Annotated in this window: 10 protein-coding genes and 8 pseudogenes; 5 read left to right on the top strand and 13 right to left on the bottom strand. The window is 34.6% G+C overall.

The features are described from left to right. Positions 1-105: 105 nt before the first annotated feature. Positions 106-288 carry a hypothetical protein gene (locus D2C78_04315; GenBank protein ID QEF35189.1) on the top strand — a complete coding sequence of 61 codons (183 nt, stop codon included), beginning with the start codon at positions 106-108 and terminating at the stop codon, positions 286-288. A gap of 267 nt (positions 289-555) precedes the next feature. Here D2C78_04315 and D2C78_04310 read toward each other — a convergent pair. Further along, positions 556-818: pseudogene (locus D2C78_04310) on the bottom strand (hypothetical protein). 81 nt (positions 819-899) lie between these two features. On the opposite strand from D2C78_04310, the pseudogene D2C78_04305 reads away from it, so the two are divergent. The 4 genes and pseudogenes from D2C78_04305 (at position 900) to D2C78_04290 (ending at position 2,773) form a co-directional block, all read left to right on the top strand. Then, positions 900-1,169 (top strand): annotated as a pseudogene (locus D2C78_04305) (RIP metalloprotease RseP). A gap of 20 nt (positions 1,170-1,189) precedes the next feature. After that, entirely contained in the window at positions 1,190-1,444 is a 255-nt protein-coding gene (locus tag D2C78_04300) for an exonuclease VII large subunit (protein QEF35188.1), read from the top strand. A 311-nt stretch (positions 1,445-1,755) separates the two neighbouring features. Beyond that, a complete protein-coding gene (locus D2C78_04295) occupies positions 1,756-1,956 on the top strand; it encodes a hypothetical protein (GenBank protein ID QEF35187.1) in 201 nt (66 codons plus the stop codon). Further along, positions 1,949-2,773, top strand: a complete 825-nt coding sequence (locus D2C78_04290) for a mechanosensitive ion channel family protein (protein ID QEF35186.1) — start codon at positions 1,949-1,951, stop codon at positions 2,771-2,773. Before D2C78_04295 ends, D2C78_04290 begins: the two co-directional genes overlap by 8 nt. A gap of 209 nt (positions 2,774-2,982) precedes the next feature. Here D2C78_04290 and D2C78_04285 read toward each other — a convergent pair. The 12 genes and pseudogenes from D2C78_04285 to D2C78_04230 all read right to left on the bottom strand — a co-directional run bounded on the left by D2C78_04285 (position 2,983) and on the right by D2C78_04230 (position 14,751). Then, positions 2,983-3,302: pseudogene (locus tag D2C78_04285) on the bottom strand (hypothetical protein). 138 nt (positions 3,303-3,440) lie between these two features. Beyond that, positions 3,441-3,590, bottom strand: a complete 150-nt coding sequence (locus tag D2C78_04280) for a type II restriction endonuclease (protein ID QEF35185.1) — start codon at positions 3,588-3,590, stop codon at positions 3,441-3,443. A 39-nt stretch (positions 3,591-3,629) separates the two neighbouring features. Beyond that, positions 3,630-4,484 (bottom strand): DUF1887 family protein, encoded by an 855-nt coding sequence (locus tag D2C78_04275; GenBank protein ID QEF35813.1) that lies wholly within the window; start codon positions 4,482-4,484, stop codon positions 3,630-3,632. Then, the gene (locus tag D2C78_04270) at positions 4,484-5,443 is read right to left on the bottom strand and encodes a hypothetical protein (GenBank protein ID QEF35814.1); all 960 of its coding nucleotides are present in this window, start codon (positions 5,441-5,443) and stop codon (positions 4,484-4,486) included. Before D2C78_04270 ends, D2C78_04275 begins: the two co-directional genes overlap by 1 nt. A gap of 31 nt (positions 5,444-5,474) precedes the next feature. Continuing rightward, positions 5,475-8,565: pseudogene (locus D2C78_04265) on the bottom strand (DUF2357 domain-containing protein). Between the two features lie 6 nt (positions 8,566-8,571). Further along, entirely contained in the window at positions 8,572-10,143 is a 1,572-nt protein-coding gene (locus tag D2C78_04260; protein QEF35184.1) for a restriction endonuclease, read from the bottom strand. A gap of 55 nt (positions 10,144-10,198) precedes the next feature. Continuing rightward, complete coding sequence (locus D2C78_04255) at positions 10,199-10,483, bottom strand: hypothetical protein (GenBank protein ID QEF35183.1); 285 nt, start codon at positions 10,481-10,483, stop codon at positions 10,199-10,201. 110 nt (positions 10,484-10,593) lie between these two features. Beyond that, a pseudogene (locus tag D2C78_04250) lies at positions 10,594-10,727 on the bottom strand (hypothetical protein). A 101-nt stretch (positions 10,728-10,828) separates the two neighbouring features. Further along, positions 10,829-12,258 (bottom strand): annotated as a pseudogene (locus D2C78_04245) (hypothetical protein). Between the two features lie 9 nt (positions 12,259-12,267). Continuing rightward, positions 12,268-12,621: pseudogene (locus D2C78_04240) on the bottom strand (hypothetical protein). Then, entirely contained in the window at positions 12,618-13,283 is a 666-nt protein-coding gene (locus D2C78_04235; protein QEF35812.1) for a hypothetical protein, read from the bottom strand. The pseudogene D2C78_04240 and the gene D2C78_04235 overlap by 4 nt, the downstream one beginning before the upstream one ends. 17 nt (positions 13,284-13,300) lie before the next feature. Further along, positions 13,301-14,751, bottom strand: a pseudogene (locus D2C78_04230) (hypothetical protein). Positions 14,752-14,772 lie beyond the last annotated feature (21 nt).

The following is a 14,772-nucleotide window of genomic DNA, read 5'->3' as shown; positions in this document are numbered from 1 at the left end:
AAACTCCGTTATAGATTTGGGAAGTCAATACATTTTTAATTTGATTGAGCCTCACATCTCATCAAATACGGATTATTTTTCCCATCAAAATAATTGATAATAGCAATGATTTTATCAGACAATCCATCACTTTCTTTGATAATCTTTTTTCAAGAAATCGCACGCATCAGTGAAAAACTCTCGCTCATTAGCTTTATGAGTCTTCTAACACGCTCGCAACAAGACCAATGCTTACGCTCGGCTTTGTCTTGTTTCATTCTTTGCTCGCCCCTTTTTTTTCACTCCTGATTGACTTGCTCTGATTTGACAAAATCAATAGCCAATGCTTCTAATGTTGATTTTAGATTATGTGCTTCCATGTTTTCTAAACTCCAAGACGATACCGCCCAACTATCATGGTTATCTATTAAAACATAGCTCTTGCTCTCTGTTTATGCCAATAGGCGTTATGGTCTTATTTGCTCCTTTAGTTTTATCTTGTTTTTTGTTTTCTTTGCTTATTATAACAAAAAAAGGTCATGGTTTTACCCACGCCCCGCGTTCTTTTTAGGTTGCTTAAAACGATAATAAGCCCTCATGCACCCTATTTTGCTCTATTTGTTTTTTATAGTCTTCATAGGTTAATCCTAGCTCCAACGCCTCCTTTTGTAGCTTTTGTTTCTTTCTAGGTCGTCCATTTTGTTTCTTGCTGCGGCGCATTCTAACAATTTCTCTCTTAATGTCTCATAGCTTAAACCATGATAGTCTAGGATCTCAATACGCTTGCCATTCTTTCTTAAAAAGCAAATGGCAGGCGTGTTAGTTTTGCTGTTTTCCACCCCAAGAAGCTATGCTAATGGCCATGAGATGAGAAAAAATTCCAACAATATTTCAGGGAAGCGTCGTGTAAGCGGTGGGGTATGATGTTCATTGTAGCGGTTTTGATGCTGGCGTTTTTAATCTTTGTCCATGAGCTAGGGCATTTTGTTATCGCTAGGATTTGTGGGGTGAAGGTAGAAGTATTTAGCATTGGTTTTGGTAAAAAGCTCTGTTTTTTTAAGCTTTTTGGCACGCAATTCGCTCTGTCTTTGATCCCGCTTGGGGGCTATGTGAAATTAAAGGGCATGGATAAAGAAGAATATGGAACGAATGAGACCGCGGATGACAGCTATGTGCAAAAAAAGCCCTTTCCAAAAGCTATGGATATTGTTTGGCTAAAACTTTCAGCATGTCAGCTATTGGGCATGAGAGCGATTTTTTATTGAGCGATTTGGTGGCGGATTTAAGGGCTTCTACGCCTTCAAACGCGATGGAGATTTTACTCCCTAGCAGCGATGAATGGTTGCAAAGACTTGATGGGTTTAATGTGAAATTGCACCGCTCTTTTAAAATTTTGCTCCATCAAAAAAAGGCGCATTTAGAGCATTTAGCGGATTTTTTTAGAGAAGAGAAACTACCCAGTTAACCATTCCGAACCTGGAAGTCAAGCTCTTCATCGCTGATAATACTGCTCTTTTCAAGAGTGGGAATGTAGGTCGGTGCAGGGATAGGGAAATGTTTTTTTAATCTTGCTTTTTATCTTATTTCATTATTGACTCATTGTTTTGTTTGTTTAGGGGTTTTTAGGGTTTTATGGTTTTATTATTTATTGTGTTTTATGATTTTATAAGTATCTTTGAGGGCTTGTTATAAAGCGAGCTGTTTTTATTATAAAAGGAAGCGCTCAAAAAAATTTTTGGCAAAATTATTGTAAAATTATTCTAAAAAAGGATCTTCATGCCACCATTAAAAGGGATTCTTGCCGATCGCAACGATTCTAATCAACCCTGTCTGTGCATTCCTAATGGAACTATTTCAAAAAACAAAATTCTATCCAATAGCGCACTTCAAAGCTTCACTATTAAATATTCGCAGAAAAGATTGGAACTTTATGGGAAAGTTAATCAATTGATTTTAAAAGGAAAGATTTATGGATGAAATTAAAACGCTGTTAGTGGATTTTTTCCCGCAGGCAAAGCATTTTGGGATAATCTTAATCAAGGCTATTGTTGTCTTTTGTATAGGTTTTTATTTTTCGTTTTTCTTACGGAACAAAACCATGAAGCTTTTATCCAAAAAGGATGAGATTTTAGCGAATTTTGTCGCGCAGGTTACTTTTATCTTAATCCTTATCATCACCACAATCATTGCACTCAGCACGCTAGGCGTGCAAACCACCTCTATTATCACTGTTTTAGGAACGGTGGGGATTGCGGTGGCGTTGGCTTTAAAAGATTACCTTTCAAGCATTGCTGGAGGGATAATCCTTATCATTTTACACCCTTTCAAAAAAGGAGACATCATTGAAATCTCTGGCCTAGAGGGCAAAGTAGAAGCGCTTAATTTTTTTAATACCTCTTTACGCTTGCATGACGGGCGTTTGGCGGTTTTGCCCAATAGAAGTGTCGCTAATTCTAATATTATCAATAGCAATAACACGGCGTGTCGGCACATTGAATGGGTTTGTGGGGTAGGGTATGGGAGCGATATTGAACTAGTGCATAAGACGATAAAAGATGTTATTGATGCAATGGAAAAAATTGATAAAAACATGCCCACTTTTATTGGAATCACGGATTTTGGATCCAGCTCATTGAATTTCACCATTAGAGTTTGGGCAAAGATTGAAGATGGGATCTTTAATGTGCGCAGCGAACTCATTGAACGCATCAAAAACGCCCTAGACGCTAACCACATTGAAATCCCTTTCAACAAGCTAGATATTGCTATTAAAAATCAAGACTCTTCTAAGTGATTGGTGTGAGGCGCATTGATTGTAGTGATACTTGAAATTTAAAGGAGACCTTGTGTCAAGCGATAGCGTATGTCGTTTAGTAGAAAAATATAACGATAAAATAAAAGAGGTTTTAAACGATGAGCTAACCTACTATTTAAATAAAACCATTAAAGAGTGGGTGTATAACATCAATTATGAACTTGAGAAAGTAGAAAAAAATCTAAAAGCTAAACAAGAGTAAGAGAAACGCATGGCATAAGAGCCATGCGCTTGGCAGTGAAACAAAAGAAAAAAGGAAACAACATGGGAAAAATGAAACAAGAAACAGCGATTGGAAAAATTAGCGAACCATTGGAATAATAATGATGAAAACAGCGAAGCGCTAAACGCTTTTGCAGACGCTTACCTTTATATAAACATGAGAAAAAGAGTCAAAAGGTTCGGGCAATAGAGATAAGTTCTCTAAACAAAGCTTGCATGGGAGAATTTTGCCACAAAAACCCAAACTTATTTTAATAACGATCGCTCCAAGGAACCAACGCCCTATGATCTCAAGAAAAGAGAGTAGCTTGAAGAAAAGAGAGTAGCTTGAATCGGTGAGATCAGCTCCCATACCAGTTTTTGGGTAGGATAAACAAACCCTATTCCTAAAATATTTTGATTCATTTAATCCTATCTAAAAATATTAATCTGATTCTAAAATTCTCTTTAACTCTTTAGTGAGATTTGTAATTTCTTTCAACTCTTTAAGATTGAGAGTAAGCTTATAATTGACTTGATTATTGGGATTCATTGGCACTAATTGTTTCTTAAAAACTCTAAAATCCAATAGCATATTGGTTTAACATTGGCTAAACACCCTCTCCCTAATTTATCAACGCCTAGAGTTATTAATATAATTCTCAATATTTTTTTTAAAATCTTCAAAGATAAACTCAATGTTCAAAACTTTAACTTTTTCTTGAATACCTTTTCCCAAATTACCATCAATTGATATTAAAATGCATTTCGCATTGGCTCCACCAAAAATTTGAGTGTTAGTGGATAGAGCGGTTAAAACCCCCTTATTTTTTAACTCCCCACTCTTGCACTCTACAACATAGAGATTTTTACCATTGCTAAAAGCTATGTCAAGCTCAGTATAAATAGGACGCTTATCTCCTTGAATGGCGTTTGTGTTTTCAACGCCCAAAATCATATTCAAGCGTAGATCATAGATCACTTGTTTGTCTAGCAACTCCAGTAATTCACAATAAATATATTCTTCAAACCAACCCCCTATAATGTATTTTCTAAAATCATCTTCATCTTCTAAATATCTGAGCTCTATTTTCTTTCCATCTATATTCACGCAAACTTGATGGTCTTTGTAAAGCAATTTAAGATTATTTTCATCAATATCCATCGTTTTATCTTTAGAATAACTATCATTAATTTTTTGATAATTTTCAATAATTCTTGAACGATGTTCATACAATAAGTTGCTTAAATTTTTACGCTCTTGTATCTTTCCTAAACTCTTTTCATCTACAATACCATTTTGTTCTATCTTATGACTTGAAACATGCAGAGAGAAAAAAGTCTCCACATCTTTAATGGGGATAGCCGGGATAACAAAAGGTTCAATTTCGCTTGGATTTTTAAAAAATGATAATTGTTGAGCCTTTTCTTCAATATAGAAATAAGGCGCTTGAAAACATTCTGATGCCTTTAGCCCTGCTAGAAACATCATCTTAGTCCCACCGTCAAATTAAAACACAATCTCTTATCCTTTAAGCCATGTTCGTTTGTATGTTCCAAAATGTTTTCATAAATATTTTTAGGTTCAAAAACATTCACTTCTATAGAATGAAGACGATCGGTATTGATTTGAAAATTCTCATTAGTTTCTTTTCGTTCTTCAAAAAATCTCTTTAATGCCTTAGCGTTTTTGGAACTAGAAGTGATAAAAACATGCTTTTGAGCGCTAAATTGACGCATTCCTAAAAAAATAGGCATTAATTGCTCCCCAAAAGAATAAAAAATCACATCAAAATCAAAATTGTATTTTAAAAATTCTAAGGCTTTTAGGCTCAACTCTCTATTTTGTTTCTCATAATCCTGTGGCTTAACCAAAACCCTCTCCAAATAAAAATCATAGTCATAATGCTTTGCAATACCTCGTGGCTTTTTGACGCATTGCTCAATATCCCATCCATAATTCATGGGGGTTTCTAAGGTATCTATTCTTAAAATCTTGGTCTTATCCAAGCAAGGACTAGAAATCCTATGCTCTTTATGCATTCTTTCTAACACATCTTTATCAACTTGATGCGCATCAGGGCGTTCTTTGGTTACCCTTTGAGCTTCTAAATGCAATTCTAATTCTCTGGGTTTAAAATCAATCAACAAAATTTTATAGCCAAATTCTCTAGCCATATCTGCATATGGTTTGCTTTGCCACGATTCAAAATTGGTGTTATCGCACACTACAATATCTATACGATTTTCTAAAGCTTGTTTGAAGGCTTCTTGATTGTTTTGGTGGTATTCATTGAGTTTCTTTTTATCAAAAACATAACGCCTGATACCCTTTTCATCTATTTGGATGAAATATTCATCGGTAGAATGAACGCTGATAGAACGCCCCAAGCTTTTTGCCGACTCTTCAATCTGTTTGGTCAAAGAAGTCTTGCCCCCACCTGGAATGGCGCGATTGATAATGACTAATTTGTTTGATTTATTCATTCTCTTCTGTCCCCTTAATTTCAATTCCAACACCTTCCGAATCCCCCCTTAAATACAAGCGTAACGCCGACAACAAAGGTGGGATATTGTTGAAGCTTTGATTTTTTAGCTCTAATTTTACAAAGCTTTTAATTTTAGTCTCTTTTTCTATCGCTTTATCTATGCTGTCCAATAAACGCATGGTTTTCTCGCTTTCAGGGATCAATTCTAACTCTCTTTTAGCGTTACGATAAGACAAAAACGCTAACAACAATTCGCATGCGCTACTGAAATAAAACGACTCAGGATCTTTCAAACACTCTTCTATACGCTTTAAAAAGCCTTTTTGCTGCTCCAAGTCGGTTTGAGCCATCAAGTTCTTTAAAAATTTCTCATTAATCCAACTAGCCCTAGCCACAATGCTTAAAGTCTTTGGGTTAACTTTAAGATTCTTAAAAATTGTTTTTTGAAAGTCTTTTTCAAGAGAGCCTAAACATCTGCTTAAAAAATCCGTAGAAGGTAATTTAAAAGATAATTTAATAAATTCTTGTTGTAATTTTGCGGGAATGCTATCATTCAAGCGACCAAAGAAATCCAGGATCTCTTTTTTAAAATCTTTGTCTGTTTGTGGGTCAAAATAATACTCTTCTAACCGCCTCAAATGTTCTTTAAAAGGAGTAGCAAATTCAGGATTTAGGGTTTCTAACTCCTCAAGCGTGTAATGTGAAAAAATTTTTAAACAAGGATACTTGATTCTTTTGAGTGCTTTTATTCTGTGTTCAATTTTCTCATCTAGAGGTTTTCTTTGATAATTATTTTTAGCTGTATTTAATAAAACTTTTTCTTTATTTTTTTCCAAACCATAAATTTTACCTCGATATTTACTAGGGTCTTCCCTATCTAAAAACACTTCCAAACACACTTGCACGCCTTGTGAAAGCTCATCTTTGTTCGCGCTCTCTTTGCACTGACGGCTATGACAAAAAACTTCTTTACCATTTGTTTCCACTATGTAAAAAAGTTGATTGTTTCTATCATTCCTTATTCTTGAGATTCTACCGCATTTTAGTTTTTTATCTGAGAATTCTATAACAAATCTGGGTGGACTATTTAAATCTTTCAATGTCTCTAATTGCTCTAGCGCCCACTCAAACAAATCAGAACTTTTGCCCTTATTAGGATTAAAGTCGCTTTTTAGTTCATTAATACTTGGTTTTTTGATGGGATCGGGCGTAGGGAGTTCAACCCCATTGGTGTCAATACGCTGCCATTCTATAACAATGGGCTTTAAATCATTATTGACAGGTTTAAACTCTAACACATAGTCAAACTCGGTGCCAATGTCATAAGTGAGCGTGAGTTTGTATTCTTCGTCATTTTCTAGGGGAAAATCTTTAGAGATGATTTTGCCTTGATAGGCGATTTTTTCTTCATTTAGGATCAAGGGCAAAGCAAGGCTTTCTCGCCCTTTAGGGATAATAAAAGGCGTTTCAATCTCTAGGGTTTCTTTATCTCCTAAAATTGTTTTATCTTTAATGATCTCAAGGCTTTTAAACCACCCGTCTTCAATCACTTCCATAGAGAGCTTAGGCAAGCATTCTTTATACAGAATAAAGCCTTCTTTTTCTAATCCTAAGGCTCTTTTAAAATTTTTTAAAGCTTTTTTGATAAAAGAATCTTGTAAAATAAGGGCCTCTTTTGAATCATCGCTTTTTTGCCTCTCCAAAACCAAGCCACAATTATTAAAGGTCTTACTTTTATGGTTTTCTTTAACGACCAAATCCACGCCGTTATAACGCAAACGCTCATTTTTCTTTAATTTATTTTCAAACAAAGAACTAAGTCCTAAAGCAACGCTTTTAGGATAGAATTTTGCGTCTTTAAAATACAAGCTTATTTTATGCTTGATCTTAGCAAATTCAAAATTTTTAATATTATCATCTAATAAATAATATAATTTTTCTATCTTATAGCGTTCCTTGAAATCTCTCATAAAAGCTTCCACAAGAGTCTCATCATAGTCTTTGAGAGCGTTGGCCAAATAACCTTTTTTATTTATCTCACCCTTAGCGCCATTAGCGTTGATGTAAATATTATCCTCCTGATTTTTGGCTAAAAGGGGGAGCTTTAAAATCTTTTCTTCATTGCCATTACCCACTAACAAAGCGAAGGGTTTGGGGCTAAACATATCAATATACATTTCTTTATAAACTCCCTTACACAATTCCAATTGCGGGATTTCTTGATTTAAATTTATAGGCTGTTTTAATTCATTTTCAAAAAACTCTTTCGCTTTTAAACGCATCTTTTCAAACGATAAATTTTTCACTGGAAAACTATCTTTAATTAGCGCGTATAAATCTTGTTCATTTCTAATTAGCGTGGGTTCAATATTTATAGAAGTATAAAATTGGGCTTGGTATGAATACTCCAAATAGAAAATTTGATCCAAATTCATCAATGACCCCACACCATCATAAAGCCAATCATGGGCTTTAAAAATGCGTTTATAATGCTTATCAAAATGCAACAAGTTATTAGGCATGATGGCTTGTTTTTCGTCAATTTGTTGGGCTACTCCACTCTTTAAAAAACTTGTTATGCTGAAAATCAACTCTTCAAAAACCTGTTGAAATTCTATCTCGCGCCAATGAATTATTTTTAAAAATTCTTTAATGAAACGCTTGAGAAACCTGTTTTCATGCGTATTGACATTCACATAACGCTTGACGCTCAATACTTTATTGTCGCACAACTTTTCTTTCAAACTACGACCTGGTCGCTTGGCTAAATACAATACGCATTTAGCGTCAAATTCCCTAGCCTTTTCTAAAGGCATTTTTAAATGTTTTCTGCAGATATTGGTATTTAGATTGCTAAAGATAGCCTTTAGGGCTGGATCCACAAATTTGCACAAAAAATACAAATCATCTTTATACGGCTTTTTTTCATAATCAAATTGCACGATATTTTCCAAAACGCTAAATAAATCTCTGTATTCAAAAGAAGCGCTAAAATCATCAAAAAAAAGCAATCGATCTTAAAAAACTCCGTGCTTTCAAACGCTCTATGTGATTAGGCGCATAGAGTTCTTCTAGATCCATTGCATGCTACTTTTTGAGAAGTTTTTCATATTCGGCATTATTCAAACAGTTAGCGCTGTTAAACACAAACTCTTTGGAATCATTTTCCATAGCTTGTTTGAAATCCGAAGACACGCTAAAGTCTTTCAATAGATCTTGAATCTTTGTTAAGTGTTGGTTGTTGCGTGTCTGAACCCCTCTAAGTTTGGGGAAAATCTTTAAAACCAAGCATTCTTCATAAGCGAATTCTAAAGCCTTATCCTTATCAAAAGCATGGAGAACTAAAGGGTGGTTATGCATATAAGCGCTCATGCTTTGCCACACTCTATGCCCAATGCTTCTAGCGTTCAAGCGTTCATTGATCCTTTCGGTTAGTTTTTTATATTTTCCTTCCAGATTAGCTTCTTGATCACCCTTTTTGTTTATCCAACAATTAAAAGTTTCAGCTTTTAAATATCCATCATTACTAGGAAGAGATTTTTGTTGCTTGCTTTTCAATATTTTAGGTCTCTCAAAGTTCAAACAAAACGCCCTGTCTAGCACCTTATCGCTTAACATTTTGGTGCTTTCATCTTCATTCATCGTGCCCACAAACAATAAATTATCGCCTAAGGGCAATTCCCAAGTTAAGCCGGTGCCTAGTTTAATGCTGATATTAGTTTCTTTACTGCGCTTAATCTCTAGCTTGCTCAAAAATTCTGCAAAATACAATTCAATGTGGGCTAGATTCATTTCATCAAGCAACACAATATTCATCGCTTCTTTTAAGCCGTATGGTTCTTCATTATTGCTCAAAGTGGTTTGGATAAAAAAGCGTAAAAACTCTGTCGCATCAAATTTGTTTTCTATCGCATTAAAATACCCCATCAACGATTCTGGGCTATCCCAAGTAGGCTGCACAGCAATGCTTAAAAAATTTAGCCCCCCAAAATGCGCATAGAGCTTAGGCAGTTCAGATTTTCCTGTCCCACTCACCCCACTTAGCACGCTCAATGGCGATAGAGATGAGCTTTTTAAAGCGGTGTGGAACATATACAATAAACGCTTAGGATAGAAAACATTGAACTCTTGCATGCCTTTTTCTATGCGCTCTAAGAACGCTAATTCTTCCACTTCGTTTGAAGGTGCACCTAAGACTTTGGGGTTGGTTTTTACAATTTGTTCTTTAATATTTTTTTGGCGTTTTTCAAAATCCTCTACCCCAGCATACATATTTTTCAGGTTTTCAAATCTTTCGTTAAGCATATTTAACTCAGCTTCTAATTGCTTATTGTGGACTGAAAGAGTGTTATATTTTTGTTCTGCGTTCTCTTTCTGGGCTCGAATTCCCTCTAATTCCCTTTTTTCTTCTTTTAACTCTTCTATTCTTTCATCTCTTGGATCAAGCTTGCTTTTTTCATTTTCCCATTCTTGGATTCTATTTTTTAGCTTCTCGTTAGCGGCTAATAAATCCTCTTTGCATTGTTCTAAATCCCTATTATCTCGTTCTAATTTTTCCCTGTCATAATCTTTTTGCCAATCTATTTTTTTGTTCAGTTCTCTGTTTTTTTGTCTCAGAGCGTTCGTTTCATCTGCCTTTTCATCTAGTTGGGCATGCAAATCATTCTTTTCTTTTTTTTAAACGCTCTATCTCGTTTCGGTTTTCCTTTTTGATCTATTCTTCTCTTTGCTTCATGTGGTTTTCAAGCGCTTGTTTTTGGGCATTAAGACGCTGTTGATCCAAATCTAGCTGTTCTCTTTCATTTAAGATGTCTGTTAGTTGTTGTTCATAGCCCTTAAAATTTTGCTCCCATTTTTCTAATTGAGCGTCAAATTGCGTTTTAAGATTACTCTCTAGCCTATCGGAGCGCTCTTTGATGCTTTCTAGCTTCTTTCTATAATCTTTATTGAGAGATTCTTGTTGCTCTTGTAGTTGCTTGCTTATTGTTTCTAAGATCAATTCTTTTCGCTCTTTTTCATAAGTCCGTAAGTCCTCTTCAACTTTTTGAACCTGCTCTTTTTTAAATACCTCTCTATCTTTTATAAAATCTTCAAATTCTTTTCGGTTTTTTAGATAAACTTTTTTTCTTGTTTGAACGCATCAATTTTTTTCTAATCTGTTTTTCTCTTTTATCCAACTCAGCTACTCTTTTATCCAACTCAGTTTCTCTAGCTCTTAGCTCCAATTCTTCATTCTTACTCATCGTTTCTCCTTTAGCTTCTTTATTATCTGAGTTAATTCCAATTATTTCAATTTCTTTTTTTCCAATTACCCTATTTTCTTTGTGCCTCATTTCATTTTCATTCATCGTTTCTCCTTTGGATATATTTTATTTGCTATTTTATTAAAATATTCTAGTGCTTGTTTTTCCAATTTTTTTAAATCCTCTTCTTTTAAACTTTCAAGTTCTTTAGTTATCTTGTGCATATGGCCTCTCAAAGCAATAAGCCTAGCGATAAAATCTAGCCATTCTTGAACTTTTTCAAACACGCTCTCAAAATACTTACAGCTAAGCAACACTAACACATACGCTCCCAAACTCGCTTTATTATACTCAAACGCTCTTTTCAAAAAGTCTTCCCTCACTTCTCTTAAAGAATCTAAATTTTTAAGATTAGGATAATCCCCTAAAAGTTCGTCTTTAGTTTTAAGATCAAGCTTTGGTTGTTTTTGGATAGCTTCAAAAAGAATAATTTCAAATATCTTACAAAAATTCAAAATCATCTTTTCTTTTTCTCTTTCTTCTTTTTTAGAATAATATTTGGCTTTGGCCAGATTAACTCCCACAAAACATTCAAATAAGGGTTTGGGTGCGTTTAAGTTTGATAGCTGGGATCGGGCGTCAATCTCTGCATTTTTCTTATAATGTTTTTCTTCATGTTTTTCTTCTTGAGCATTTTCTCTCTCTTTAATCAAGGGGTTTTTTAAAAGATTTTCTACTAGAAAATAAATTCCATCTCTGTATCTTTCTAATTCCACTCTCGTTAAAGAAGACCCATCTTGTGGTTTCTCGCCGTGTTTATCTTTATTCCTATATTTTTTTATATCATGCAAATCTTGTAAAAAACTAGGGTATTTTTTAGCCAAAGCTTGCATGACTTTTTCCTCATAGCGCATAAAGCGTTCAATCTAGAGTCGTTTAAATCCTTTGAGATCTGTTCAAAACCTAAACGCATGAATTTCTTTGACAAATCTTGTGCTTTGTATGTTTCTAAATCGCGCCCTTTCAAGCTTGGTGTTTCATCAAAAATTTGTTCATAAATGTCATACAGAGCCCCACAAATTTCAAACTTTTTTTGATGGGTATCCAGATTTTTTAAATCACTTTCAATTGTATGCAATCTGTCATCAAATGCCGTAAAGTTTTTAAAAACTTTGATTCGTTTTGATGGCTTAGATTCGCCGGTTTGGGTGTATTGTTTTTCCTTCCATTTTTTAAACCATTCAGGATTAGTTTCCTCTAATTTTTCTGCCATCTTTTCAATAAGGTGATTCTTGCATTCCACTCTTATTTCCTTACTATCATCAAAGGCTTTGGCATGCAAATAATAAACTCCTTCTAAAACATGCCAACTCACCACTTTTGCACGGCGTAAAGTATCTTGCTTATGGTATTTTATAGATGTCTCTATCGTTTTACGGATTATTATCTCATTCACATTTAATGACTTGTTATTTTCTTTTGGATAGTATAGGCTCTCTGCCTTGAAACTAGAGTCTGCAAGAAACTCCACTATATTATTTTTTAACTCTTTTCCATCTATAGCTCTGACACGCTCCAAATCCACAAAATGCAAAAATTCTTGATTGATTAGATTGTAGTAAAAATGCGCATGAATTTTTTTATACTCTTCAAGCGTTTTAGTCTCAATGTTTTCTAAAATAGGCTCTAACAGATCCAACTCACCCCCAAACCCTAAAAAACCTTTTAATTCTTCATCTTTTACCCCTAATTCTTTTAGTTTTAAAGTGCATTTTTCTATTGCATTTAACCCTAAATCATTATGCCCAATTTCTAATTCTACGCAATAAATTCTGCAAGGAATCAATAGATGTTTATCTCAAACAGAATGATTTTCAAAGCTAATAATTTTCATAAAATTTTGCCCTCTTTTTTACATGATTGTAAAAACTCAAACAGGCCTGAGACCTTATCTTTTGCTTCTGGTGTGTCAAATTTCTCTTTATCCCCTGCTACAATGAGTGCTCTTTTTTGGCGGCTCAAAGCCACACACAGACGCGGAGAGTCTTTTAAAAACCCAAAACTCTCAGTATGGCGAGTTCTTACGCTTGATAAAAACACAACATCAAATTCCTTACCTTGAAAGCTATCCACAGTGCCTATCTCCAAATTAGCGTATCCTTTTAAAGCTTGTTCTAATAGCCTTTTTTGCTCGCTAAAAAAAGTAATCACCCCAAAAGTGAAATTTGGCTCATCTTTCATAAAAAGGTCTAAGCATTCTTTAATTGCTGTAATTTCACTCTCCCTATAGTAAGAACCATCAGCATTCCTTTTTTCTTTAGAATTTTTGACATCTATCCATGCCAAAGGCTTGTTATCCAAAACTCTCAGATTGTGTTTGAAAGGCTTTTCTTCTAAAGACGATTCAAAACTTTCATTGTGAGGTTTGTAAAAAACATCGCTCACTAATTGCCCCAACAAGGGATGCATTCTGTATTGCATGTTTAGGGTAATAAAGCGCTCCTTACCATCTAGCTCTTTTAACTTTTGAGCTCTTTCTTTGAGCTTCTTTCTCATATTGCGCATCTTGACTCTCATCTTCCTATCTCATCGTCTAAATAATGCGGCAATTGTCTGTCATCGCCCACCAAAACAATGCACTCTTTGGCTAATGCCATCACCATAAGCAATTCTAAGGGGTTAGCCTTGGCCGCTTCATCAACAATCACGCTATCAAAATAAGGGGTTTCTTTTCTTTCCAATGCTTGATTGTGTTGCCCTGTGGTGCTAGAAAAAACAAAATTATAATCCCTTAACAAGCTCTCTAAATCCCATGGAGTTCTTTCTAAAACGCTTAGATATTCCAATAAAACTCTGATGCGTTTGTCATTAGGACTTTGAGAAGAAAGAATTTCTAGCAAGTCATCAGCTAAGGACACTACTTCTTCGTTGGGTTTAGGAATTTCATATTTTCTTTTAGGGGCATTCTTTTCTAACAATCTTATTTTAAGCTCTTGTAACTTTTCTAAATTTGGCTTAGGCGATTTTAAAAGCTCTCTATCTTCTTTGGTAAGATTTTCTTTAAACTGGCTTTCTAAAAGATCATAATTACGCATAACTCCATCATCTTCAAACCCCTCTTGTGTGGCGCGTAAAGCATGGATAATAGATAGGTTGGCAGGCATTTCTTGTTTTTGCTGCCCTGCTTTTAATTGGCTCAGCCTTTCACGCATAGAAGAATCAAAAAAGATCGCATTTTTTTCTATTTCTTTTAAAAATTCCAATTCGCTAATAGGCGAACTATAGTAGCGTCTGAGAGCTTCTTCTAAATCCAAAATTTTTTCTATATTTTCATAATCCCCTAAACTTTGCAGTTTTTTCCTCACGCTTTCTATGAGTATTTCAGCAAACTCTCTCAATCGCTCATTCAATCTTTCATCTTGTTTGTATTGTTCTTCTTTAGCATTTTTTTAGCACCAAATTTAAAAGTGGGCAATCCCCCTACTTTGATGCGCTCACGCACATTGTTAGTCGCATCATGCCCTTGAGCACACAGTAAAATTTGCCCCTTGATATTTTTATCCTTAGGGTATTCTTCAAACAATCTCTCACAAATGGCATTGATCACAGTGGTTTTGCCCGTTCCAGGAGGCCCTTGGATAATAGCAATATCAGGGGTATTTAGAGCGATCTTTATGGCTTTTTCTTGATTTTCTATGGGTTCATTCTTAAAAATCTTCTTTCTAACTCTTTTGGTTAACCCTAAAGATCTTGTTTGATAATTTGATAAAATCTCTTTTAAGAATTCATCCATCGTGTCTGCAGTATTATTATCGCTATCACTATTCTCTTTATCCTCTTTAATGTTTAAAATTAATCCTAAATTAGGATTGGCGCTCAAACCTTTCTTTGTTTTATCTAATGCACTATATTGTTTTTTAAGCGTATTTAGATCCCCCATATAATTTAAATGAAAAGCATCGCCCTCTTTTATGGAAGGATTGTAATCTATAATAAAATCATCCCCACTAATGTCTTTAATCATTATTGATTGGCTGTTGTTTTT

The organism is Helicobacter pylori (assembly GCA_008032935.1).
Taxonomy (GTDB): Bacteria; Campylobacterota; Campylobacteria; order Campylobacterales; family Helicobacteraceae; genus Helicobacter; species Helicobacter pylori_CX.
The sequence above is the reverse complement of the archived record's forward strand: the minus strand, read 5'-3'. Positions and strand labels throughout refer to the sequence as shown.